At 74.4% G+C, this 22,419-nt stretch carries 22 protein-coding genes, 1 tRNA gene and 1 pseudogene; 13 read left to right on the top strand and 11 right to left on the bottom strand.

The window, feature by feature from the left end; translation table 11 throughout:
* Positions 1-38: 38 nt before the first annotated feature.
* Positions 39-632: a YbaK/EbsC family protein gene (locus H9652_RS09575; RefSeq protein WP_191796023.1), complete on the bottom strand. Its 594-nt coding sequence runs from the start codon at positions 630-632 to the stop codon at positions 39-41.
* Positions 629-1,174 (bottom strand): YbhB/YbcL family Raf kinase inhibitor-like protein, encoded by a 546-nt coding sequence (locus H9652_RS09570; protein WP_191796022.1) that lies wholly within the window; start codon positions 1,172-1,174, stop codon positions 629-631. The genes H9652_RS09575 and H9652_RS09570 overlap by 4 nt, the downstream gene beginning before the upstream one ends.
* Before the next feature lie 428 nt (positions 1,175-1,602).
* Between H9652_RS09570 and H9652_RS09565 the strand changes: the two genes are divergently transcribed.
* The 5 genes and pseudogenes from H9652_RS09565 to H9652_RS09545 all read left to right on the top strand — a co-directional run bounded on the left by H9652_RS09565 (position 1,603) and on the right by H9652_RS09545 (position 8,203).
* Positions 1,603-2,412, top strand: coding sequence for a hypothetical protein (locus tag H9652_RS09565; protein ID WP_191796021.1), 810 nt, complete (start codon positions 1,603-1,605; stop codon positions 2,410-2,412).
* Positions 2,409-4,091: a DNA polymerase Y family protein gene (locus tag H9652_RS09560; protein ID WP_191796020.1), complete on the top strand. Its 1,683-nt coding sequence runs from the start codon at positions 2,409-2,411 to the stop codon at positions 4,089-4,091. The genes H9652_RS09565 and H9652_RS09560 overlap by 4 nt, the downstream gene beginning before the upstream one ends.
* A pseudogene (locus H9652_RS20060) lies at positions 4,084-4,272 on the top strand (PHP domain-containing protein); the annotation flags it as partial. The gene H9652_RS09560 and the pseudogene H9652_RS20060, both read left to right, overlap by 8 nt.
* 112 nt (positions 4,273-4,384) lie before the next feature.
* Positions 4,385-7,705 (top strand): helix-hairpin-helix domain-containing protein, encoded by a 3,321-nt coding sequence (locus H9652_RS09550; RefSeq protein ID WP_191796019.1) that lies wholly within the window; start codon positions 4,385-4,387, stop codon positions 7,703-7,705.
* Between the two features lie 24 nt (positions 7,706-7,729).
* A complete protein-coding gene (locus tag H9652_RS09545; protein WP_191796018.1) occupies positions 7,730-8,203 on the top strand; it encodes a hypothetical protein in 474 nt (157 codons plus the stop codon).
* Positions 8,204-8,353: 150 nt separating this feature from the next.
* Here H9652_RS09545 and H9652_RS09540 read toward each other — a convergent pair whose 3' ends face one another.
* From H9652_RS09540 to H9652_RS09530, 3 genes are all read right to left on the bottom strand, one after another.
* On the bottom strand, positions 8,354-8,824 hold the full coding sequence (locus tag H9652_RS09540; RefSeq protein WP_191796017.1) for a hypothetical protein: 471 nt from the start codon (positions 8,822-8,824) through the stop codon (positions 8,354-8,356).
* 88 nt (positions 8,825-8,912) lie between these two features.
* Positions 8,913-9,377, bottom strand: a complete 465-nt coding sequence (locus tag H9652_RS09535) for a GNAT family N-acetyltransferase (RefSeq protein WP_191796016.1) — start codon at positions 9,375-9,377, stop codon at positions 8,913-8,915.
* A 10-nt stretch (positions 9,378-9,387) separates the two neighbouring features.
* Positions 9,388-10,119: a TetR/AcrR family transcriptional regulator gene (locus H9652_RS09530; protein WP_191796015.1), complete on the bottom strand. Its 732-nt coding sequence runs from the start codon at positions 10,117-10,119 to the stop codon at positions 9,388-9,390.
* Positions 10,120-10,169: 50 nt separating this feature from the next.
* On the opposite strand from H9652_RS09530, the gene H9652_RS09525 reads away from it, so the two are divergent.
* Positions 10,170-10,565: a DUF952 domain-containing protein gene (locus H9652_RS09525; protein WP_191796014.1), complete on the top strand. Its 396-nt coding sequence runs from the start codon at positions 10,170-10,172 to the stop codon at positions 10,563-10,565.
* A 17-nt stretch (positions 10,566-10,582) separates the two neighbouring features.
* Here H9652_RS09525 and leuS read toward each other — a convergent pair whose 3' ends face one another.
* The 5 genes from leuS to H9652_RS09500 all read right to left on the bottom strand — a co-directional run bounded on the left by leuS (position 10,583) and on the right by H9652_RS09500 (position 16,634).
* Positions 10,583-13,147: a leucine--tRNA ligase gene (leuS, locus tag H9652_RS09520; protein WP_191796013.1), complete on the bottom strand. Its 2,565-nt coding sequence runs from the start codon at positions 13,145-13,147 to the stop codon at positions 10,583-10,585.
* Positions 13,148-13,297: 150 nt separating this feature from the next.
* On the bottom strand, positions 13,298-13,714 hold the full coding sequence (locus tag H9652_RS09515; RefSeq protein ID WP_191796012.1) for a hypothetical protein: 417 nt from the start codon (positions 13,712-13,714) through the stop codon (positions 13,298-13,300).
* Positions 13,715-13,723: 9 nt separating this feature from the next.
* A complete protein-coding gene (locus H9652_RS09510) occupies positions 13,724-14,638 on the bottom strand; it encodes a Gfo/Idh/MocA family protein (protein ID WP_191796011.1) in 915 nt (304 codons plus the stop codon).
* Between the two features lie 27 nt (positions 14,639-14,665).
* Positions 14,666-15,577, bottom strand: a complete 912-nt coding sequence (locus H9652_RS09505) for a serine protein kinase RIO (protein ID WP_318244070.1) — start codon at positions 15,575-15,577, stop codon at positions 14,666-14,668.
* 247 nt (positions 15,578-15,824) lie between these two features.
* Positions 15,825-16,634, bottom strand: coding sequence for a metal-dependent hydrolase (locus H9652_RS09500; protein ID WP_191796010.1), 810 nt, complete (start codon positions 16,632-16,634; stop codon positions 15,825-15,827).
* Between the two features lie 135 nt (positions 16,635-16,769).
* Between H9652_RS09500 and H9652_RS09495 the strand changes: the two genes are divergently transcribed.
* The 7 genes from H9652_RS09495 to H9652_RS09465 all read left to right on the top strand — a co-directional run bounded on the left by H9652_RS09495 (position 16,770) and on the right by H9652_RS09465 (position 22,086).
* Positions 16,770-17,375: a methylated-DNA--[protein]-cysteine S-methyltransferase gene (locus H9652_RS09495; protein WP_191796009.1), complete on the top strand. Its 606-nt coding sequence runs from the start codon at positions 16,770-16,772 to the stop codon at positions 17,373-17,375.
* Positions 17,376-17,439: 64 nt separating this feature from the next.
* Entirely contained in the window at positions 17,440-17,982 is a 543-nt protein-coding gene (locus tag H9652_RS09490; protein ID WP_191796008.1) for an RNA polymerase sigma factor, read from the top strand.
* Positions 17,979-18,605, top strand: a complete 627-nt coding sequence (locus tag H9652_RS09485; protein ID WP_191796007.1) for a methylated-DNA--[protein]-cysteine S-methyltransferase — start codon at positions 17,979-17,981, stop codon at positions 18,603-18,605. Before H9652_RS09490 ends, H9652_RS09485 begins: the two co-directional genes overlap by 4 nt.
* Positions 18,602-19,540 (top strand): DNA-3-methyladenine glycosylase family protein, encoded by a 939-nt coding sequence (locus H9652_RS09480; RefSeq protein ID WP_191796006.1) that lies wholly within the window; start codon positions 18,602-18,604, stop codon positions 19,538-19,540. Before H9652_RS09485 ends, H9652_RS09480 begins: the two co-directional genes overlap by 4 nt.
* 58 nt (positions 19,541-19,598) lie before the next feature.
* Entirely contained in the window at positions 19,599-19,820 is a 222-nt protein-coding gene (locus H9652_RS09475; protein ID WP_225227997.1) for a hypothetical protein, read from the top strand.
* Between the two features lie 90 nt (positions 19,821-19,910).
* Positions 19,911-21,386, top strand: a complete 1,476-nt coding sequence (locus H9652_RS09470; protein WP_318244069.1) for an LssY C-terminal domain-containing protein — start codon at positions 19,911-19,913, stop codon at positions 21,384-21,386.
* A gap of 139 nt (positions 21,387-21,525) precedes the next feature.
* Entirely contained in the window at positions 21,526-22,086 is a 561-nt protein-coding gene (locus H9652_RS09465; protein ID WP_191796005.1) for a M15 family metallopeptidase, read from the top strand.
* A gap of 104 nt (positions 22,087-22,190) precedes the next feature.
* Here the strand turns inward: H9652_RS09465 and H9652_RS09460 are convergent.
* Positions 22,191-22,275, bottom strand: a tRNA-Leu gene (locus H9652_RS09460).
* Positions 22,276-22,419 lie beyond the last annotated feature (144 nt).

Here is a 22,419-nt window from a genome sequence, read left to right as displayed (position 1 = left end):
GCGAGGGCCGCGCCGAGAGGGCCGACGGTCCCTCGCTCTCACCCCACCGGCACGCCCAGCCCCTCGATCAGCTCGACCCCGGGCAGCCGCGCGAGCAGCGCGCCCGGCAGCAGCAGCTTCGACCGGCGCAGCCCGCTCCCGATGAGCGCGGGCTCGCCGTCGGTCGCCACGCGCGCGTCGAGCAGCACGCGCCACCCTTCCGGGAGCCCGACCGGGGTGATCCCGCCGTACTCCATGCCGGACTCGGCGACCGCCCGGTCCGTGGGCAGGAACGAGGCCTTGCGCACGTCGAGCAGCGACCGCACGCGCGAGTTCACGTCGGCGCGGGTCGTGGCGCGCACGACGGCCGCCGCGATCCGTTCGTCGCCCCCGCGCCGTCCGGCGACCAGGACGCAGTTCGCCGAGGCGACCGGCGGCAGGTCGTGCGCCGCGTTGAGGGTCGCGGTGTCCGCGAGGTCGGGGTCGATCTCGACGACGGCGACCTGCTCGGCCACCCGCGGGTCCTGCGCGGCCCAGCGGGCGAGGGCCTGCGCGACGGGCGGTGCGAGCAGGTCGAGCCTGTCCGCGGCCGGGACCCAGGCGAGGTCGCCCAGGGTCGGGAGCGTCGCCGGCCCGTTCGTGCCCTGACTCATACGGTGACCAGGATCTGGTAGGTCGGTGTGATGGTCGCGCGCGCGATCGTGTGGAACAGCGCGGCGATCGCGACGGCCGTCGGTGGCGTCGAGGGGGTCACGTCGAGCCTCTCGACGTCGAGCGCGTGCACCGCGAAGACGTACCGGTGCGGCCGGTCCCCGGGCGGAGGTGCGGCGCCCAGGTAGCCGGGGCCTCCGCCGTCGTGCCGGGTCTGGAACGCGCCCTGCGGGAGGTAGCCGCCGCCGGGGGATCCCGCCCCCTGCGCGAGGGTCACCGTGGCGACCGGGAGGTTGACCACGGTCCAGTGCCAGTACCCCGCGGGGGTCGGCGCGTCGGGGTCGAAGCAGTTGACCAGGAACGAGCGCGTGGCCGCGGGGAAGTGGTTCCAGGCGAGCTCGGGCGAGCGGTTGTCGCCCTCGGCCGCGTGGGTGCGCGACATGGGCTCACCCTGCACGACGTCGTCGCTCGTCACCGTGAAGAGCGGCACCGGGGGCAGCAGCGAGTAGGGGTCGGGGGCGATCGGACGGTCGGCGAGGTTCATCGGTCCATCGTGCCCGGTGGGTCCTGGAGGGGCCAGAGGAGACGGGTTCACATGCATGGAGCAAGGAGGGGGAGTGCAGGGGTGAGGCGAGGGTGTGGGGGTCCGGGCATGTGGGGCGCTCTCGAGCGATCGGCACGTGTTCTCGTGGCCTACGTCGCCGGGTCGAGGGTTCGCACGCTGCCCCCGGCGACGGGTTCGAGGTCCGGGATCGTTGATATCTCGCCCTTTCTGGCTCAAGCCTGAGGTGTCGCCTGAGGCTTCCGGAATGCCTGCATCCGAGGTTGATGGTTGCGTGGTGGTGAAAGTCTCAAGCGGGGATCGACTCTTGGCGGCGACCGGGTGAGACGAGTTGACACCCCCTCGGGGAGCGCGTGTACTGGAAGTGTTCGAACATCTGTTCGAATGTCTTCGAGCGTGCAGGAGGTGTCATGACCCTGGTCGACGACGCCCTCCGGGAGGCCCTGGACGGCCCCGCGACCGCCGTCACCACCACCGCCGCGCGGGCGGCGATCGATCTCGCCGACCCGCTCGCGCCCGCCGAGCCCACGCACGCCCAGCGGGCGCTCCTGGCCCGGTCGGTGCTGCGCCGCGCGGAGCTCTCGGCCCGGCGCGCACCGGGGAGCACGGGGGAGGAGAAGCTCCTCCCCGTCCCCGACGAGCTGGCCGACCTGCTCCCGTTCGGCGGGCTCCAGCGCGGCACCGCCGTGGTGGTCGACGGCTCGACCTCGCTCCTGCTCGCTCTGCTGTCCGAGGCATCGCGCACGGGGGCCTGGACGGCGATGGTCGGCTTCCCGCGGCTCGGGGTCCTCGCGGCCGCCGAGGCCGGGATCGACCTCGCCCGTGTCGCCCTCGTCCCGTCCCCGGGCCCCGACGCCGCCGCGGCCGTCGCGGCCCTGCTCGACGGCATCGACGTCGTCGTGGTCGGGCCGCAGGCCGCGCTGACCGACGCCGACCGCCGACGCCTGACCTCTCGGGCCCGCGAGCGCGGGAACCTCCTCGTCGCGGCGCAGCCCTGGGCCGGGGCGCACGTGGTCCTCACGGTCCGCGAGGGCACGTGGTCCGGCACGGACCACGGCGCCGGGTACCTGCGCAGGCGCCGGCTCACGGTCCAGCGCAGCGGGCGGGCCGGCGCCTCGCGAGGCATCGAGCGCCAGGTCGAGCTGCCGCTGCGCGGGGGTGCCGTGAAGAACCCGCGGCAGGTCGAGAAGACCCCGCCCGGCCTCCGGCTCGTCGGATGAGCGCCGAGACCACCGCCACCCGCACCGCGGTCCTGTGGGTGCCGGACTGGCCGGTCGTCGCCGCGATGGGCGCGGCCCAGGTCCCCGCGCACGTGCCCGCGGCCACGCACGACGGGCGCCGCGTCCTCGCGGTCTCGGCCACCGCGCGGGCGCAGGGCGTGCGCCGGGGGATGCGACGCCGTCGGGCGCAGGAGTGCTGCCCCGATCTCGCGCTGCTCGACGCCGACGACGCGCGCGACGCGCGCGAGTTCGAGCCCGTCGCGCTCGCCGCCGAGACCGTGGTCGCGGGCATCGAGGTCGCGCGCCCGGGCCTGCTGCTCCTGCCCTCGGGCGGCCCCGCGCGCTACCACGGCACCGAGGAGCGCCTCGCGCAGGTGCTCGTCGAACGGGTCGCGGCGGACACCGGCCACGAGAGCCAGGTCGGCGTCGCCGACGGGATCCTGGCCGCGGTGCTGGGCGCGCGGGCCTCGCTCGTCGTGCCCGCAGGGACCTCCCGGGCCTACCTGGCCCCGCGCCAGCTGGGCGAGCTCGCGCACGTCGTGGTGGGCGACGCCCAGCCCGTCGCGCAGCTCGTCGACCTCCTGGGCCGCCTCGGCGTGCGGACCTTCGCGGACCTCGCGGCGCTGCCCGCCGCAAGCGTCCTGTCCCGCTTCGGCGACCTGGGGGCCTGGGCGCAGCGCCTCGCGCAGGGCGAGGACCTGCGCCCGCCCGCGAGGCGCCGTATCGAGGCGGACGTCGCCGTCGAGTGCGAGCTCGACCCGCCCGCCGAGCGCGTCGACGTCGCGACCTTCGCGGCCCGTCGCCTCGCCGAGGACCTGCACGCCCAGCTCGTCGAGCGGTCCTCGTCGTGCGGGCGGCTGCGCATCACGGCCCGCACCGAGGACGGGCGCGAGCTCGAACGGACCTGGCGCTGCGACGACGGCGCCATGGGCGGGCTCACCGCGGCCCGCATCACCGACCGCGTGCGCTGGCAGCTCGAGGGGTGGCTCACGGCGTCGCGCGTCGCGCTGGGGCAGCGGCAGCGGCAGGGTCGGGGGACGCGCCGGGACGACCACGCACAGACCAGCCACGACGACCTGCCGGACCGGCCCGAGGACCGGCCCTCGCCGCTCGTGCGGCTCGCGATCACGGCGGAGGAGGTCGTGGCCGCGGGCGTCGAGCAGCCGCGGCTGTGGGGCGCGTCGAGCGGCGAGGACGCCCGCGCCCAGCGCGCCCTGGGGCGGGTCCAGGGCCTCCTGGGCGGAGACGGCGTCCTGAGCGTCGTCACGCAGGGCGGGCGCGACGTCCACGACCAGGTCCACCTCGCGCCCTGGGGGGACGCGGCCCCCGCGCCGCGGCGCGCGGACCTGCCGTGGCCGGGGCGCCTGCCCGAGCCCGCGCCCGCCCTCGTCCTGGACGTCCCGGAGGACGTCACCGTCCTGGACGACGCCGGAGCGCCCGTCCGCGTCGACGTGCGCCTCGCGATGAGCGCACCGCCCGTGACCGTGCGATGGCTCGCGCCACGCGCCGGGGCGAGCAGGCGGGTGCTCGGCTGGGCCGGGCCGTGGCCGCTCGCCGAACGCTGGTGGAGCGAGACGCCGAGCCGTCGGGCATACCTCCAGGTGCTGCTCGACGACGGGCGCGGCGTGCTGCTCGCGAGCGCCCAGGGACGGTGGACCGTGGAGGCCGTCTATGACTAGGGCCGCCCCGCCGGGAGCCGGGGCGCGCCGGACGCCACGCTACGCCGAGCTGCACGCGCACTCGGCCTTCAGCTTCCTCGACGGCGCGAGCCACCCCGAGGAGCTCGCGGCCGAGGCCGCGCACCTGGGGCTGTCCGCGCTCGCGGTGACGGACCACGACGGCCTGTACGGGGTCGTGCGCTTCGCGACCGCCGCGCGCGCGGTGTCCCTGCCGACCGTGTTCGGCGCCGAGCTGCACCTGCCCGTCGCGCCCGCCCCCCGCGCCGCCCCCCGTCCTGGACGCGCCCACGGGCGTGCCCGACCCGCGTGCGTCCCACCTGCTCGTCCTGGCCCGCGGCCCGGACGGGTACCGCAACCTGTCGAGCGCGATCGCGACCGCGCACCTCGCGACGGGCACCAAGGGTGCGGCCGACTATCGGCTCGAACGGCTCGGCGAGCAGTCGGACGGCCAGTGGCTCGTCCTCACGGGCTGCCGCAAGGGTGCCGTGCGCTCCGCGCTTCTCACCGAGGGGCCGCGGGCCGCCCGGCGCGAGCTCGACCGGCTCGTGCAGGTCTTCGGTGCCGACAACGTGGCCGTGGAGATCACCGACGCGGGCGACCCCCGCGACAGCGACCTGTGCGACGCGCTCGCCGAGCTCGCCGCGGGCGCGCACCTGCCGCTCGTCGCGACCGGCAACGTGCACTACGCGCGCCCTCGCGACGCCGCCCTCGCGGGGGCGCTCGCGGCCGTGCGCGCCCGGTCGTCGCTCGACGACATGGACGGTTGGCTGCCCGGTGCCCCCACCGCGCACCTGCGCTCGGCGGCCGAGATGCTCGACCGGCACCGCCGCCACCCGCAGGCCGTGGCGACCGCGGCGGAGCTGGGCGCCGAGTGCCAGTTCGACCTGCGCCTCGTGGCCCCCGAGCTGCCGCCGTACCCGGTGCCCGCGGGGCACGACGAGAGGTCGTGGCTGCGCGTGCTCGTGGAGCGAGGGGGCACCGACCGCTACGGTCCCCGAGGGGCCGAGCACGAGCCCGGGGCGTGGCGGCAGATCGACCACGAGCTCGCGATCATCGAGCAGCTCGGCTTCCCGGGGTACTTCCTCATCGTGTACGACCTCGTCGAGTTCTGCCGCGCCCGCGGCATCCTCGCGCAGGGGCGCGGCTCGGCCGCGAACTCGGCCGTCTGCTACGCGCTGGGCATCACGGCCGTGGACGCTGTCAAGCACGGTCTGCTGTTCGAGCGCTTCCTCGCGCCCGAGCGCGACGGCCCCCCGGACATCGACGTCGACATCGAGTCGGTGCGCCGCGAGGAGGTCATCCAGTACGTGTACGAGCGGTTCGGGCGCACGCACGCGGCGCAGGTCGCCAACGTCATCTCCTACCGGCCGAAGTCCGCGGTGCGCGACGCCGCGCGGGCCCTCGGGCACGACGTCGGGCAGCAGGACGCGTGGAGCAAGTCGATCGAGCGCTGGGGGTCGCTGCGCGGGCCCGACCCGTCGAGCCCCGCGGCGGACCGGGCGGTCCGCGACCAGGCGATCGCGCGGCGCGGGGCGCACGGGTCGGCCCCTGGGGTCGCCGACGCGCCCGCCGTCGTCACGCGCACCGCGGCGAAGGACGCCCGCACGGCCGAGGTCTGGGGGACGGGTGAACCCCGGCAGCGTGCGCAGCGGCGCCGCCCCGACCGCCCGCACGCAGGTCACGCCGACTGGACCCCGGACCTGTCGGGTCGCGTCGTCGACCCGCTCGCCCACGACGACAACGACAGGCGGGACGACCCCACGCTGCGCTCCGACGACCCGCACGACGTCGTGCCCGCGCGCCGTCCGCCGTCGGCAGCCGAGGAGGGCGAGATCCCGGGCCCGGTGCTGAGCCTCGCGGAGCGCCTCCTGAGACTCCCGAGGCACCTCGGGATCCACTCGGGCGGCATGGTCATGTGCGACCGCCCGGTGATCGAGGTGTGCCCGGTCGAGTGGGCGCGCATGGAAGGGCGCACGGTCCTGCAGTGGGACAAGGAGGACTGCGCGGACGCGGGGCTCGTGAAGTTCGACCTGCTGGGCCTGGGGATGCTCACGGCGATCCGGGTCGCGTTCGAGCTGATCGCCGAGCACGAGGGGCTCGCCCTCGAGCTGCACTCGCTGCCCGACGACGACCCCGCGGTGTACGACCTGCTGTGCGCGGCGGACACGGTCGGGGTGTTCCAGGTCGAGTCGCGCGCCCAGATGGCGACGCTGCCGCGCCTGCAGCCGCGCACGTTCTACGACATCGTGATCGAGGTCGCGCTCATCCGTCCCGGCCCCATCCAGGGCGGCTCGGTGCACCCGTACATCAACCGTGCGCGCGGCCGGGAGAAGGTCACGTTCCTGCACCCGCTGCTCGAGAAGTCGCTCGCGAAGACGCTGGGCGTGCCGCTCTTCCAGGAGCAGCTCATGCAGATGGCGATCGACGTCGCGGGCTTCAGCGCGGCCGAGGCGGACCAGCTGCGCCGCGCGATGGGCTCCAAGCGGTCGGTCGAGCGCATGGAGGCGCTGCACGGGCGGCTCCTGGACGGCATGGCGAGGAACGGGGTCGCCCCGGACGTCGCCGAGCAGATCTTCGACAAGCTCAAGGCGTTCGCGGACTTCGGGTTCCCCGAGTCGCACGCCTACTCGTTCGCGTACCTCGTGTACGCGAGCGCGTGGCTCAAGGTGCACCACCCGGCCGCGTTCTACGCGGGCCTGCTCGCGGCGCAGCCCATGGGGTTCTACTCGCCGCAGTCGCTCGTCGCGGACGCGCGCCGTCACGGGGTCACGGCGTTGCGCCCGGACGTCAACGCGTCGGGCGTCAAGGCGGGGGTCGAGCGGCTGCCCCGCGCGTCGGCGAGCCGGGCGGCGAAGGAGGGGTCGCCGTCGGGCAGGGACGTGCGGCCCGACGGCGCCGCGCACCCCGACCTGTCCCTCGCGGTGCGCATGGGGCTGGGCAGCGTGCGCGGGGTGGGGGACCCGGTTGCGGAGGCGGTCGTCGCGGCGCGGGCGGCCGGGCCGTTCACGGACCTGCGCGACCTGGTGCGGCGTGTCGACCTGACCACGACCCAGCTCGAGGCCCTCGCGACGGGCGGCGCGCTCGAGTCCTTGGGCGTGGCCCGGCGCGAGGCGCTGTGGGCCGCGGGGGCGCTCGCCCAGGAGGGGCCGGACACGCTGCCCGGGGTCTCGGTCGGGGTCGAGGCGCCCACGCTGCCGGGCATGAGCGAGGTCGAGACCGCCGTCGCGGACGTGTGGGCCACGGGCGTCTCGACCGACTCGTACCCGACCCGGTACGTGCGCCCCGGGCTGCGACGGGCCGGGGTCATCACGGTCGCGGAGGCCGTCGTGCACGAGGCCGGTCGGCGGGTCGCGGTCGGGGGAGTCGTGACCCACCGCCAGCGCCCCGGGACGGCGGGCGGCGTGACGTTCCTGTCGATCGAGGACGAGACGGGGCTGCTCAACGTCATCTGCACGCCCGGCCTGTGGCAACGGTTCCGGCGGGTCGCGCGGTCGTCGCCCGCGCTCGTGGTGCGGGGCCGTCTCGAACGGGCCGACGGCGCCACGAACCTCCTCGCGGAGCACCTCGCGCCGCTGTCGCTGCAGGTCGCGTCGCGGTCGCGGGACTTCCAGTAGGGCTCCGCTGGCATACTCGGGCCCATGACCGGACCTGCACGCGCCAGCCGTCGATCGATGCCCGCTCTCCTTGCCGGGGGTGCCGCTGCCGCCTTCGTCCTGCTGACCGGGTGCGGGGTGGACCCGGTCACGCCCGACGATCTCCTGGAGGCGCAGAGCGAGCTGACGTCGGGCGTCGCGTTCGTGTCCTCGAGCGGGCGCTCGGCGATCGATCTGACGGTCGAGCCCGGTGCGCTCCAGGTCGCGGACCGAGAGGACGCACCGAGCGCTGCGCCGCTCACCGTGGCGGTCACGTGCGAGGGCGACGGCGATGCGCACGTGGGGTTCGACGGGGCGGACCTCGGGACGGTCTCGTGCGGGTTCCGCCCCGGGGACACGGGGTACGTCGCGCTGACGACCGCCGACGAGGTGGACCTGGGCCTCAGCCATGCCGTCACCGTCGAGGCGGGCACGGGGGCGGGCGTCGCGGTGTCGGTGCTGGTCGCGCAGGAAGGCTGACCGGGGGCTTCGCCGCACACCGCGGCCGCGTACGACGGGCAGCGCCGGGCTCACGGTGCTGTGACGCGGGAGCGGGCCCGTCGAGATGAGGCCAGCTGGGGTCGTTTCGCCGGAGGAACCCCAGCTGGCCGCATCTCGACCGGTCGGCGCCTACCCCTGCTTGGCCCCGATCTCCAGTGCCCGGCCGTGGACACCGCCCAGGACGTCTGCCCCGGCAAAGCCCTCCCAGACGGAGGCCGACACCTCGAGCGACGTCGCGAGGCCGAGCACGTAGTCCACACCCCAGCTCTCGTCGACCACCTCGAAGCGCCACGGGCGCGGGCGAGGGCCCGGCCACGGCGGAAGCTGGGGGCGCCGCGGAGGAGTGGGGCACCAGTCGTCGACGTCGACGTCGAACCCGACGTGCAGGTGGTGCGCCGTGAACGCGAGCTGGACGAGCGCGGCGCCCGCGTGGAACCCGGTGCGCATCCCGTCCGGAGGTCCGGGCGGCAGCGGCTGCGGGTTGAGGAAGACCTCGGCCCCTCGGGAACTGGTGAAGGGGCCGTACGGGTTGCCCAGCAGGTCGAAGATCGCTGGGTGCCGTCGGCCGATGAGTGTCAGCGCGCTGGTCGTGAGTGCCATGGTGCCCCCTCCTTCGGTGGGCGGGCGCGGATGCACCCGCTACCTGGAAGGAGACCGCCCGGACCGACGGTGATGCACCGCGTGGCGGTCAGGCGAGCGGCTTGCGCATGCTGAAGTTGGTCAGCGAGACCCCTCGGAGCACGGGCTGACGCTCCTCGACCACGACGAATCCGTGCTTCTCGAAGAAGGGACGTGCGGTGAGGCTCGCGTACGTCGTGAGCTCGACGGCTCCGTGCTCGCGGGCTGCGCGCGTCACGTGCTCGAGCAGCGCGGACGCGACGCCGCGTCGGGTCACCGCGGGATCGACGAACATCATGTCGACGTACCCGCGCTCGTCGACGTCGCTGAAGCCGAGGACCTCGTCGCCCTCGACGGCGACGACCGTGCCGGTCTGCAGGCGCTTGACCGCCCAGACGTCGAGCGGGATGTCGTCCGACCCCCAGGCCGCGATCTGCTCGGGCGAGTAGTCCTTGCTCGCCGTGACCCGCACGGCTCGGAGGAACACGCGGAGCGTCGCTTCCGCGTCGGACTCGTCGTAGGCACGCAGGATCATGCGGTCGAGCCTAGTCCGAGGTGGATGCGGACCTGCGACGCCGCGGGTGCCGGAGCTCGTCGCCCGGGAGGTCGGGCAGGGGACGGCGCGGCCCGCAGACGGTCGTGACCGCGCGGTGGGCGTGCTCGCGCGCCTGCGCCACGGTCGGAGCGGGAGCCAGGCCGAGCAGGCGTCGCCGGTGCGCCTCGCCGAGGAGGAGCGTGTACAGGGCCTCGGCGAGCGAGCGGGTGGCATCGTCGACCGGGGCGCTCGGGGCGCTCAGGGCGCTCGGGGCGCTCGGGGCGGCGCCGAGGTGCACGGCGAGGTGGTGGGCGAGCGCCTCGGTCGAGCTCGCGGGCCCGTGGGTGTAGAACGCCGCGGCCAGGTCGGGGAACTGCAGCGCCTCCGCGATGACGAGCCGGTGCAGGGTGACCGCCTGGTCGCCGTGCAGGGTGCGGACGATCCGGGTGGCGAGCGACTCGAGGTCCTCCCCGGTGATCGTGTGCTCGTGCGCGTGCTGGCTCTCGACCGCGGCGACGAAGAGCCCGGCCTTGTCCGTGAAGTGCTGGTAGATGGTGCGCTTGGTCACGCCTGCCTCGCTCGCGACGGCCTCGATCGTGGTCGCGCCGTACCCGCGCGCGCCGAAGATCTGGATCGCGACGTCGAGCAGCCCGGCCCGACGAGCCGCCCGCTCTGCCGTGCGTGGCCGCCCGGGGCGTCGCGCCGTCGCCGGGCCCGTCGATCCGTCCGCTGTCGTCGTCATGCATTAATGATACGGTCGCGTTTCATTTTCTGCGAACGAGGAGATCACCGGTGGGTGGACACAGAGTGCTGCACGTGGCCTTCAGCGACGACTGGGAGGCCTGCGAGCGCTTCGGCGAGTACAACGTCGCCACGCGCAACACGTTGTACGAGGTCGAGGGGTTCGTCCATGCGACGACCCTGGCGGGGTTGCCGTCGGTGCTCGACGGCCGCTACGCCGACGCCTCGATCCCGCTCGTCCTCGCCGTGATCGACGAGGACTCCCTCGCGGACGAGGGCATCGAGGTCGCCTGGGAGCCGCAGGACGGAGCCCCCGGTGGCCTGGTCCCACGGATCCTGGGCGCGTTCCCCATGGACGGGCGGACGGTCGCGGCGGTCGTCGAGCTCGACCGCGTCGCCGGCCGGTGGGTGGTCCCGGACCTGTCGGGGCTCTCGGTCCGCCCCTGACCGTACCTCCGACCGCCTCACCCCCGGGTGACGACGTTGACCACCCGCGGTGCCCGCACGACGACTCGGACCACCGCGCGCCCGGCCACGGCGCGCCGGACGGCCTCGCGCCCCAGCGCAGTCTCCTGGAGCTCGTCCTCGCCGACCGCCGCGTCCACCATGACCCGGTCCCGCACGCGGCCGTCGACCTGCACCACGGCCTCGACCGTCGACTCGGCCAGCAGGGCGGGATCGACCGGTGGCCATCCGGCCACCGCGACCGAGGGGGCGTGCCCGAGGGCTGCCCACATCTCCTCGGCCGTGTACGGGGCGAACAGGCTCAGCAGGATCGCGAGGGACTCGGCTGCCTCCCGCACGGCGGGGTCGGCAGGCCCCGGTCCGGCGTCGATCGCCCGCCGTGCCGCGTTCGTGAGCTCCATGACGCGCGCCACGGCCACGTTGAACCGGGACGTGTCGAGCGACCCGGTGACGTCGTGGACCGTCCGGTGCGTGACCCGGCGCAATGCGGCATCGCCGCCTGTCGCCGCGGGGCTGGCCGTCGACCATGCGCGGGCGACGGCCGGGCTCGTCACGTCCTGGGCCACGCGCAGCACCCGGCCCAGGAACCGCTGCATGCTCCCGGGGGACAGGGCCGCCCAGTCGACGTCGTCCTCGGGCGGCCCGGCGAAGACCATCGTGAGCCGCACCGCGTCGACCCCGTACGCGTCGAGCTGGGCCCCGAGGTCCACGCCGTTGCCGAGCGACTTGCTCATGGCCCGGCCCTGGTTGATCACCTGCCCCTGGTTGAGCAGGGTGGCGAACGGTTCGACGACGTCGACCAGGCCCATGTCGTGCAGCACCTTGGTCACGAAGCGGCTGTAGAGCAGGTGCAGGACGGCGTGCTCGACGCCCCCGACGTACTGCGCCACGGGCATCCATCGACGCACCGCCTCGGGGTCGAACGGCCCTTCCGTGTGTCCCGGGGAGCAGTAGCGCAGGAAGTACCAGGACGAGTCGACGAACGTGTCGAGCGTGTCCGTGTCCCGTCGGGCCTCGCGCCCGCAGCGCGGGCAGGTGGTGCGTACCCAGTCCTCGGCACCGGCCAGGGGAGAGACCCCGCGGGGGGCGAGGGCCTCGCCCCGCAGGTCGGGCAGGCGGACGGGCAGCTCGTCGTCGGGCACGGGGACCTCCCCGCACGCGGCGCAGTGCACGATCGGGACGGGGGCTCCCCAGAAGCGCTGGCGCGAGACCAGCCAGTCGCGCAGGCGGTGCACGACCTGCGGCCCGCCGCGCCCCTGGGCGGACAGCCACGTCGTGGCGCGCGCGGCGGCCTCGGCGGGGGACAGGCCGTCGAGCGTCAGCCCACCTCCGTCCGAGTGCACGACGACGTCGCGCGCCTGCGAGGTCCCGTCGCCCGGCGCGGTGGTCAGGACCGGGCGCACGGCCAGCCCGTGGCGTGCGGCGAAGGCCCGGTCGCGCTCGTCGTGCGCGGGGACTCCCATGACGACCCCCGACGCGTACCCGGGCAGCACGTGGTCGGCGGCCCACACGGGCAGTCGTTCGCCCGTCGCCGGGTGCTCCACCCAGGTCCCCAGGAAGAGACCGGTCCTCTCGTGCGAGGTGGCCTGGCGGTCGATGTCGCTCAGGGCCAGGCTCGCGGCGCGGTACGTCTCGAGCGCCTCGGCGTGCTCGGGTGCGCACAGCTCGCGGGCGACGTCGGCGTCGGGGGCCACGGCCAGGAACGTCACGCCGAACAGCGTCTCGGGCCGGGTGGTGAACGCCGACACGGTGCGCCGGCCCGCGTGCGGCGTCCGGGCACCGCGTGCGTCCACCCCGTCGACGAGCGCGAAGTCGACCCGCGCCCCTGCGCTGCGTCCGATCCAGTGGCGTTGCATGGCCAGGACCTTCTCGGGCCAGTGCCCGACGAGCGCGTCCATGTCGTCGACGAGCCGGTCGGCGTAGTCGGTGATGCGCAGGAACCACTGGGTCAGGTCGCGCCGGACGACCCGTGTGCCGCACCGTTCGCAGGCTCCGTCCACGACCTGCTCGTGCGCGAGCACGGTCCCGTCCTGCGGGCACCAGTTGACGGGGGCTGTGGCGCGGTACGCCAGCCCACGCTCGACCAGGCGCACGAACAGCCACTGCGTCCACCGCATGAACGCCGGGTCGGAGGTCTGCAGACGGCGTGACCAGTCGAACGACACCCCGTAGCGCCGGATCGAGCGGGCCTGGGTCGCGATGTTGGTCTCGGTGAAGACCTCGGGGTGCTCGTCCCGGCGGATCGCGGCGTTCTCGGCGGGCAGCCCGAACGAGTCCCACCCGATGGGGTTCAGCACGTCGTGCCCGAGCTGGCGCCAGTAGCGCGCGACGACGTCCTCGAGCGCGAACACCTCGGCGTGGCCCATGTGCAGGTCACCGGACGGGTACGGGAACATGGTCAGCAGGTAGCGGCGCTCGCGGGCCCCGTCGTCGCGGGCGCGGAACACCCCGAGCGTCTCCCAGGCCTCCTGCCAGTGGTCCTCGACCTCGGCGTGCCGGGCCCGGCCCGTGGTGGTCGGCGGGATGGGCGCTGTCGTCGCGGTGGTGTCCTGGTCCTGCGTCATGGCTTCTCCTCAGCGGTGCTCCGTCCTGTGCGTGGGCACAAAAAAGCCCCTCGGGGTACGAGGGGCTGCCGCGCTGATCGTGCCTCGTCAGCGCGGCGGTGTAAGGAGGAGCGAGGAACGCATGGCGGGGAGCCTAGCAGCCGGCCCGTCTCACGCCAACGGGTCGACGGGCACGACGACGCAGATCTGGAACGTGTCGCGCCCGCGCCGCAGCAGGTAGCGAAAGCTCTCGGTGTCGGCCTCGGCCGCGTACTCGTCGCGGTAGCTCCATCGCACGTCGGCCCACACGAGGCCAGCGCTCGTGGTCCCGAGCGACCGGATCTGCGCGACCGCCCCGACGAGCCCGCGCTCGCGGTAGCTCTCGGCCGCGCCCCGGAAGGACTCGCGCACGGTGTCGGGTTCGCTGATGAGCACCGAGGCCTCGTCGGTCACGACGAGCGCGGGGAACGCGTACGTCTCGGCGATCGTGTCGAGGTCGCCGGCGGCGAGCGCCACGCCGTAGGAGTTGAGGAACCTCTGGACGTCGTCGTGGTCGTAGGCGGTCGCGTCGGACGTGGGGGTCGTCATCCGTTCACGCTAGGCCGGGTGCGCCGAGCCCGCACGAGATGGCGCCCGAGCCGCCGCCTGCACCGCGGCCAGGAGCGCGACCGGGCCCACGAGCTGGGCGCGCGTGTCGGGTGCGGTGGTCCCGGCGACCTGGGCGAGGAAGTGTGCGAGCACGGGCTCGAGGTAGTCCTGCCCGACGTCCAGGTCGCCCTCGACGGTCCCGCCCGTCGTGGTCACGGACGCGTGGAACGGCTGGGTGGGATGCGCGGCGGGGTCCACGCACCGCACACGCACGACGACGTCGCGTCCGCCCGTCGTCGCGGTCACGGTCGCGGTCACGGCGTCGTCCTCGTGCCCGACGGCGGGTTCCTCCCACGTGAGGTCGGCGTCGCCCCCGAGGAGCGAGCGGGCGGCCTCGACGAGGTGGATGCCGAGGAAGTGCAGGCCGTCATGGGGCGAGCCCGGGTCGGCGGGACCGGACACGGTCAGCGTCGTGATCTCGCCGTGCGCGAGGGCAGCGGCCCGCAGCCGTGCGACGTCGGGCACGAAGCGCAACGCCGAGCACGAGGACAGCACGGCCCCGCTCGCGCGGGCCGCGGTCACGAGGTCCACGGCGTCGGCGACCGATGCGGTGAACGGCTTGTCGACCAGCACCGGCAGCCCGGCCCGCACGAAGGGCAGGGCCGCCGCGTGGTGGAGCCGGCCCGCGCGGTGGGCGACGACGACCGCGTCGACCGACGTGACGTCGTCGGGCCCGCCCGCCCGGACCGGGACGCCCGCCGCCGCGCTCCGCTCGGCGAGCTCCGCGACGCGCAGCGGGTCACCGTCCGCGAGGACCGTGACCCGCGCGCCCGGGAAGCGCTGCTCGACGTTCAGCAGGCGCACGTGCTGGTCGGCGTGCGAGGAGTCGAGCCCGACGAGCGCGAGGCGGAGGGTCTGGGTCATCCGGTCATTCTTCCTGACCGGACCAGCTCACCACGCCTGCGCGATGAGCTCGGCGAACAGCTCGCCCTCGTCGACGTCGAGCCCTCGGGAGCGGAACCACGCGCACATGGTCCGGCAGTCGCGCATCAGGAGGTCGGTGCCGTGCGGGTTCGCGACGAGGTCCAGGACCTGCGGCAGGTCGATGATCACGATGCGCTCGCCCTGGGCCAGCACGTTGTAGGGAGACAGGTCGCCGTGCGCGTACCCGTGCGCTGCCAGGACGCCCATGGCGTGCCGGAGCTGGTCCCAGTACGCCTCGACCGTGCCGCCGTCGGGCCGGACGCGGGCCAGGCGAGGGGCCGCGACGCGGCTCGCGGGCGACCCGTCGATCTCGCCGCTGCTCGCGTGCTCCCCGACGAACTCCATGAGGATCTCGGTCCCGTCGATCTGGACCGGGTACGGGACGGGTGCGCCCGCGGACCACAGCATGGTCAGTGCCGCGAACTCGGCGTTGGCCCACTGCGCGGCTGCGGCCTCGCGCCCGTACGAGGACTTGCGCTCGATCGCGCGCCGGTCGCGCGAGCGCCGGACCTGGCGCCCCTCGACGTACGCGGAGTCGCGGTGGAAGGCGCGGTGCTCGGAGCTGCGGTAGCGCTTGGCGGCGAGCAGCGAGAACTGGCCGGGGTCGTCGGGCACCGCGCGCTCGAGCAGGAAGACGTCGGCCTCCTTGCCCGTCTTGAGGACGCCGAGGTCGGTGTCGATCGCGGCGTCGGCGGTCACGACCCAGCCGGGTCGGGGTTCGGGGCCGCGCATGCCCTTCTCGACGCTGGACCACGTGGACCAGCGCTGGTCGGGGTGGAGGTCCGGGTCGAGGTCGTACGGGTCGGTGCCGGAGGCGTCGAACGCCTCGGGTGCGCCGGTGTAGCGGGGGAGTGCGGGAAGGTCGATGTGCTCGTGCACGGGTGGGGCTCCTCGGGTGAGGTGAGGAGCCGGCGTCAGCGGCTGGGGCTCCTCGGGAAGGTGGAGGTGTGGGGAACGACGACGACGGTCATCACGACACCTCTCCTTCTCGCAGCCCCCGGCTGCGCGCTCGCGCCGGACCTTCTCCGGCGGACGTGCCCACCCTCGCACCCGGCGGCGGGGGCGGGCAACGGAATAAACGACCTTCGCGCGGAACCGCCCTCGACGAACCGTGAGGGAGCGGGCGTCAGACCCCGAACGAGGACACGAGCAGCGTGTACGTACCGCTCGTGTCGAGACCCATCTGGGTCAGCAGCGACCACACGACGCCCGCGACGGCGTACGCGGTGACGGGGATCAGGAACAGCCACTCGCGCACGGACCCGGCGTTGCCCAGGACGGGCAGCGCGAAGTTGCCGCCCGGGCGCCAGATGTCGTTGAGCACGTTGGTCCTGCGGACCCAGCGCGGCGCCTTGAACGTGATCGGCCACAGCAGAGGGCACCCGCCCGTGGTCATGACGTCGCCGATGATGTGGACCGTGACGCCGAGCCCGACCGCGACGGGGAGCCAGTTCCACTCCTCGGGGGCCAGGAGCGCGACGAGCACGGCGATCGTGATCGACCCGATCCACGGACCGAGCTTGCCGCCGCGCGTGAGCTTGAGGGCCTTGAGCGCGAACGCGACGAGCAGGATCGCGACGACGCCCGCCCCGACCGCGACGGTCCCGAACGTGTCCGACTCGTACGTCACGAGGCCCGCGAGCCACGCGAGCGCGGTGAAGACCGCGATCCCGAGGATCGAGTGCGTCCCGCGGCGGTGCCCGCCGGAGATGGTCTCGACGAGGTTCGCGACGCCCTCGGAGACGGGCGGCAGCGAGTGCGCGATGGTGCCCGAGTGATGGTCGGCGTCGGGCAGCAGGGCCGCCCCGGCGCACACGATCGCGCCCGTGATGACGCCCACGTCCGAGACGGGATAGATGCCGAGCGTGTACGGGGCGGTCGAGGTGACCGCCACCCATGCGGCCGCGCCGCAGGCGGCGTGGTGGCCACCCATCATGATGCGTTCGTCCCGTCGGTCGTGTTCGTCCAGCAAGCGTGGTTCGCGCGGTCTGTCCCGACGCGACAGCACACCCTACCCGCCAGGGACCGACACCCGACCTCACGTCTTGTCGGACCCCGGCGTCTACAGTGCATGGGACACCACGACGAGCAGGCGACGACCAGGACGGGAGGCACGGCCGTGTCGGATCTGCTGGACCGGCCCGAGGACCCCGGCACCCCTGAGACACCGGCCGAGAGGACGGTGCGGCACGCAGTCTTCGACTCGCCCGTGGGCGAGCTCACCGCGGTCGGCACGGCCGACGGGCTGCGCGCGCTGTACTTCGACGCCCACAGGCGACGCCCCACCGGCGAGACCTTCGGCGAGCGCGACGACGACGCGTTCGAGGAGGTCCGCGTCCAGGTCGGCGAGTACTTCGCGGGGACGCGGCGCGACTTCGACCTGGACCTGGCCCCGGTCGGGGACGGCTTCCAGAAGAAGGTCTGGGCGTTGCTCGCCCAGATCCCGTACGGCGAGACGCGGTCCTACGGCGACCTCGCGCTCGCGCTCGGCGACCGGAACCTGGCCCGCGCCGTCGGTGCGGCCAACGGCCAGAACCCGCTGAGCATCGTCGTGCCCTGCCACCGCGTCGTCGGGGCCGACGGCTCCCTGACGGGGTACGCGGGCGGGCTCGAGCGCAAGCGGTTCCTCCTGGCCCTCGAGGAGTCCGACGAGACGCGCGCGAGCAGGCTCTTCTGATGGTCGCCGTCGTGCGGCGCCGTCGGGCACCTCGCGTCCCGCGCGCCCGGGCCGTCTACCCGACGTGAAGCCCTTCGAACGCGTCGTCGCCGAGCACGGCGCCACGGTCCTGCGGGTGTGCCGCGCGGTCCTCGGCCCCGTGGACGCCGAGGACGCGTGGTCCGAGACCTTCCTGTCGGCCCTCAAGGCGTACCCGCGCCTCGACGAGGGGGCCAACGTCGAGGCCTGGCTCGTGACGATCGCGCACCGCAAGGCGATCGACGTCACCCGCGTCCGTGCCCGCGCCCCGATCGCGGTGCCCGACGTCGCCGGGCTCACCCACGAGCCCAGCCGCGACGGCCTCCCCGAACGGGGCGTCGAGCAGCGCGACGACGACCTGTGGCGGGCGCTCGCGGCCCTGCCGCCCAAGCAGCGCCAGGCCGTGGCCTACCACCACGTCGCGGGGCTGCCCTACCAGGAGGTCGCCGCGATCCTCGGCGGCACCACCGAGGCCGCGCGCCGCGCCGCCTCGGACGGCATGGCGACGCTGCGGCGCACCTACCCGCCCGCCGGCCCCTCGGCCGCGCGTGCCCCCTCCGCTCGCGCCTCGAAAGGAAGTGCCTCATGAACGACACCTCGTTCGACGACGTCGCCTTCCTCGCGACCCTCGGTACCACCCCCGACTCCCAGGCCACGCTCTCGCGGCTGCACGACCGCCTCGCTGCGGGCGCTGCGTCGTCGGGCCTGCTCGACGTCGCCTACCGCACCCTCGACACCCCCGTGGGCACGCTGCTGCTCGCCGCGACCGACCAGGGCGTCGTGCGCATCGCGTTCGACGTCGAGGGCCACGACGCCGTGCTCGACCGCATCGCCCGCACCGTGAGCCCGCGCGTCCTGCGCGCCCCCGGACGCCTCGACCGGCTCGCGACCGAGATCGACGAGTACTTCGCGGGCGAGCGCCGCGCGTTCGACCTGCCGCTCGACCTGACCATGGCCTCGGGACCCTTCCGGCGCGAGGTCCTGACCCACCTGCGCGACATCGGCTACGGCCGCACCGAGTCCTACGCGCAGGTCGCGGCGGCCGCGGGCAGCCCGCGCGCCGTGCGGGCCGTGGGCACCGCGTGCGCCAAGAACCCGCTGCCGCTCGTGGTGCCGTGCCACCGGGTCGTGCGCTCGGACGGCACGTCGGGCAGCTACGCGGGCGGCGCGGAGGCCAAGCGCCTGCTGCTCGCCCTGGAGCGAGCCGCATGACCGCCCTGCCCGACGGCGCCGCGACCGCCCCGGCGGCCCGTGCGCCCGAGGCGGGGGCCTGGTCGCGGCGCGTGCCCGTGGTGCTGCCCTTCGACGCGGCCTCGGCCCTCGCGACGCTCGTCGCGCACGCCGTGCCGGGCGTCGACCGTGTCGACCGCCTCGACGTCGACCGCGGGGAGGTGACGCGGCTCGTCGAGACGTGCTCGGGCACCGCGGCCGTGACGGTGCGGCTGACGCCCGAGGAGATCGAGGTGCGGGGGAGCGGCTCCGACCCGGAGGAGGTGTGCGCCCTGGTCGCCCGCTGGTTCGACACCGAGGCCGACCTCGCGACCGTGCACGCCGTCCTGGGCGCCGACCCGTTGCTCGCGCCGTTGCTCGCCCGGCGACCCGGGCTGCGTGTGATCGGGCACCCGTCCGGTTTCGAGGCCGCGGTGACGACGGTCCTGGGTCAGCAGGTCTCGCTCGCGGCGTGCCGGACGTTCGCGGGGCGGCTCACGGCGGCGTACGGGCGCGACGCGGACGTCGTGGGTTCGGAAGGCCTGCGGCTCTTCCCCGACCCGGACACGCTCGCGGGCGCGCAGGCCACGGACCTGCAGTCCGCCGTCGGGATCACGGGCGCCCGGACCCGCACGCTGCTCGCGCTCGCCGCGGCCGGCGTGGACGGGCTGACGCTCGGGCCGGGCACGGCGGGGGACCCGGCGGCGCTCGCGGACACTCGCTCCCGGCTGCTGGCCCTGCCGGGCGTCGGGCCCTGGACCGTGGACTACCTGTCGGTCAAGGTCCTCGGGGACCGCGACGGGTTCGTGCCCGGGGACCTCGTGCTGCGCAAGGCCCTCGGCGGGATCGACGCGCGCGCCGCGGCCGCGACGGCGCAGGCGTGGTCTCCCGTGCGGGCGTACGCCCTGTTCCACCTCTGGACGGACACGGCCTACTGACGCACCGTGCGGACGGCGCGATACTGGGAGCAGGACCACCGACGGGAAGGCGCGACCCATGAGCACGGTGACGACAGCGGTGAGCACCACGAGCCCGGTGAGCACGGCGAGCCCTGACCCCGACGACGTGCGCGACCAGATCGAGGCCGGCGTCCTGTTCGCCAACGGTCGCCTCGCGGGGCGCCGCTTCGCCTCGCTCGCCGAGGCCCAGGCGTGGGCGCACCCCGAGCTCGGCGACCAGGTCGTCGAGTTCAACCCGGTCTGCGACTGCTCGGTCTGAGACCAGGCGCCCTGGGCGCGTTCCGCCCGAGCGGCGGCCGGACGCGCCCCTCGTCCGGCCTGAACCCGCCGCGCGACCTAGGGTGGGAGCGTGACCCGCGAGAGCGCGCCCGACGCCGCCCGCAGCACCGCTGCGCGCATCGACGCGCCTGCGAACCGTCCGGCCGAGGCCAAGGCCGAGCCCGCCGACGGGCAACCCGAGGCGACCGGTCCGCCCGGCCGGCGCGGCCTGCGCCGCCGGCTCGTCGAGCTGGGCGACGGGTTCTTCTTCGTCTTCGCGGGCCTCGCGGCGGTGTGGCTCGCGTGGCTCGTGCTGAGCGAGTCGATCCACCTCGGCTGGTTCGCGATCCTCTACGTCGTCGCGGTGTGGCTCGTCATCGCCTACCTGGCCCTGCCGCGACTGCACCGCATCCTCACGACGCTCTACGTCCCCGAGTACTTCATCGGCCGCACGCGCACGGCCAACGGGCTGCTGGGCGACCCCGTCAACCTCGCCCTGCTGGGCGAGGAGGGACAGGTCCGGGCCGCGATGCAGGCCGCAGGATGGACGCTCGCCGACGACGTCACGCTCGCCTCGAGCGGACGCATCGTCGCGGCCACGCTCAGCCGGCGCAGCTACGACCAGGCGCCCGTGAGCCCGCTGTTCCTCTTCGGGCGCCAGCAGGACTTCGCGTTCCAGCAGGAGGTCGAGGGGAACCCGTCGCGACGCCACCACATCCGGTTCTGGCGCTGCCCGCCGGGCTGGCCGCTGCCGGGCGGACGTCGCGTCGACTGGCTCGCGGCGGGCACGTACGACCGCTCGGTGGGCTTCTCCCTGTTCACGCTCCAGGTCACGCACAAGATCGAGGCGGACACCGACCAGGAGCGCGACCACGTCGTGGCCACGCTCCTCGGTGCCGACGTGGGTGTCGACGTCGAGGTCATCGAGGACTTCTCGACCGGGTACCACGCACGCAACGGCGGCGGCGACGCGATCCGCACCGGCGGCGACCTCCCGGTCGCGGACGTCCGGGGCGTCGCAGCGCCCGTGGCCCACGCGGCGCCGGCGAGCCTCGCGGCCGGACCCGACGGCGCGGGCGACGCCACGAAGCGCGCCGCGCGCCGACCGGCGGCCACCACGGTCGGGGCGCTGCTCGTCGTGCTGGGCGTCGTGGCCGACCTGATCTGGCTCGCGAACCTCGCGCTGCACTGGGACCAGACGCTGCGCTCGCTCTTCCTGGGCGGCGACGTGACCCAGGCCGACATCGACCAGGCGTCCGGGCCGCTGCTGGTCCTCGTCGTGGTGCTGCTCTCGCTCGTCGCCCTGTTCCAGCTCTTCCTGGCCTGGCGCGTCTACAAGGGCCGCAACTGGGCGCGGGACCTCGTCATGGTGCTCGCCACGATCAGCACGACGTCGTCGTTCGTCGGGTGGGCCGTGTCCGGGAACCAGATCACGTTCCGCACGACGCTGCTGACCGTGGCGCTCGACATCCTGATGCTGCTCACGCTCTCGAGCCGGGACGCGGCGGCGTACGCGAGGAGCCGCCGAGAGCTACGGCTCGAGCGCCGGGCCGTGCGCCGCGGGTGACGCACTCGGCCCCGAAGGTGACGGGCAACGCCCGAGGTCGCAGACGTCCCGGGACCGTGCATAGGAGCCCAGGGAGCGGCGCGCCGGAAGGTCACGGCACCATGCCCTCGACGCCGCACGGAGGAAGGGAAGGGCCTGCATGGATGCCATCACGTCGATCGCGCAGCGGGTGGCTGACATCGAAGCGACGTTCCGCACCGCGGAAGCCACCAGGACGCCGGTCGTCGCCGACTCCGGCGTGCGCTTCGACCAGGTCCTCAGCGCCGTGGTCGACGACTCGACCGCCGTCGGCCCTGCTCGCACGGTCGACGGCGTCCCCAGCGAGCTCGCGGCCTACGGCAACGGCAAGGTCCCGCGCACTGCTCTGCAGGAGGTCGGGACGACCGGCCATCGGCTCTGGGCGCCGGCCGGGCAGGCGCTCGAGTCCCTCATGGCCGCCGCGGCCCGTGACGGTGTCCAGATCGGCATCACGGACTCGTACCGGTCCTACGAGGCGCAGGTCGACGTCGCCCAGCGCAAGGGCCTCTACACCCAAGGGGGCCTTGCGGCCGAGCCGGGAACCAGCGCCCACGGGTGGGGCCTCGCGGTCGACCTGGGCCTGGACGCCAAGGCGCAGGCCTGGATGCGGACCAACGGCGAGCGCTTCGGTTTCGTCGAGGACACGCCCCGCGAACCGTGGCACTGGGTGTACCGCGCCTGAGCGCACGAGGGCCCCGCGATCGACACGTCGAGCGGCCGGTGTGCAGAAACGACGAAGCGGACCTGGTTTCCCTGGTCCGCCTCGCCGTTCGCTGTCTCAACGAGTGTCCGGAGGGGGACTTGAACCCCCACGCCCGATAAAGGGCACTAGCACCTCAAGCTAGCGCGTCTGCCATTCCGCCACCCGGACGGGTGTCTCCGATGCTGCCACCGGGGTCTCGCACGACGAAGCGGACCTGGTTTCCCTGGTCCGCTCTGCCGTTCGCTGTCTCAACGAGTGTCCGGAGGGGGACTTGAACCCCCACGCCCGATAAAGGGCACTAGCACCTCAAGC

Origin of the sequence: Oerskovia rustica, assembly GCF_014836555.1 — a bacterium.
In the GTDB taxonomy this organism is placed as follows: Bacteria; Actinomycetota; Actinomycetes; order Actinomycetales; family Cellulomonadaceae; genus Oerskovia; species Oerskovia rustica.
Note: the sequence above shows the minus strand (reverse complement) of the source record. Positions and strands in the feature narration are given on the sequence as shown.

What these genes read in the sequence shown, in the direction of transcription:
- leuS (WP_191796013.1), bottom strand. Translation starts at nt 13,147, where the DNA reads ATGACGCAGGACCAGGACACCACCGCGACGACAGCGCCCATCCCGCCG.
- H9652_RS09575 (WP_191796023.1), bottom strand. Translation starts at nt 632, where the DNA reads ATGAGTCAGGGCACGAACGGGCCGGCGACGCTCCCGACCCTGGGCGAC.
- H9652_RS09500 (WP_191796010.1), bottom strand. Translation starts at nt 16,634, where the DNA reads ATGATGGGTGGCCACCACGCCGCCTGCGGCGCGGCCGCATGGGTGGCG.
- H9652_RS09545 (WP_191796018.1), top strand. Translation starts at nt 7,730, where the DNA reads ATGACCGGACCTGCACGCGCCAGCCGTCGATCGATGCCCGCTCTCCTT.
- H9652_RS09485 (WP_191796007.1), top strand. Translation starts at nt 17,979, where the DNA reads ATGAACGACACCTCGTTCGACGACGTCGCCTTCCTCGCGACCCTCGGT.
- H9652_RS09510 (WP_191796011.1), bottom strand. Translation starts at nt 14,638, where the DNA reads ATGACCCAGACCCTCCGCCTCGCGCTCGTCGGGCTCGACTCCTCGCAC.
- H9652_RS09480 (WP_191796006.1), top strand. Translation starts at nt 18,602, where the DNA reads ATGACCGCCCTGCCCGACGGCGCCGCGACCGCCCCGGCGGCCCGTGCG.
- H9652_RS09495 (WP_191796009.1), top strand. Translation starts at nt 16,770, where the DNA reads ATGGGACACCACGACGAGCAGGCGACGACCAGGACGGGAGGCACGGCC.
- H9652_RS09530 (WP_191796015.1), bottom strand. Translation starts at nt 10,119, where the DNA reads ATGACGACGACAGCGGACGGATCGACGGGCCCGGCGACGGCGCGACGC.
- H9652_RS09515 (WP_191796012.1), bottom strand. Translation starts at nt 13,714, where the DNA reads ATGACGACCCCCACGTCCGACGCGACCGCCTACGACCACGACGACGTC.
- H9652_RS09560 (WP_191796020.1), top strand. Translation starts at nt 2,409, where the DNA reads ATGAGCGCCGAGACCACCGCCACCCGCACCGCGGTCCTGTGGGTGCCG.
- H9652_RS09565 (WP_191796021.1), top strand. Translation starts at nt 1,603, where the DNA reads ATGACCCTGGTCGACGACGCCCTCCGGGAGGCCCTGGACGGCCCCGCG.
- H9652_RS09475 (WP_225227997.1), top strand. Translation starts at nt 19,599, where the DNA reads ATGAGCACGGTGACGACAGCGGTGAGCACCACGAGCCCGGTGAGCACG.
- H9652_RS09570 (WP_191796022.1), bottom strand. Translation starts at nt 1,174, where the DNA reads ATGAACCTCGCCGACCGTCCGATCGCCCCCGACCCCTACTCGCTGCTG.
- H9652_RS09465 (WP_191796005.1), top strand. Translation starts at nt 21,526, where the DNA reads ATGGATGCCATCACGTCGATCGCGCAGCGGGTGGCTGACATCGAAGCG.
- H9652_RS09540 (WP_191796017.1), bottom strand. Translation starts at nt 8,824, where the DNA reads ATGGCACTCACGACCAGCGCGCTGACACTCATCGGCCGACGGCACCCA.
- H9652_RS09535 (WP_191796016.1), bottom strand. Translation starts at nt 9,377, where the DNA reads ATGATCCTGCGTGCCTACGACGAGTCCGACGCGGAAGCGACGCTCCGC.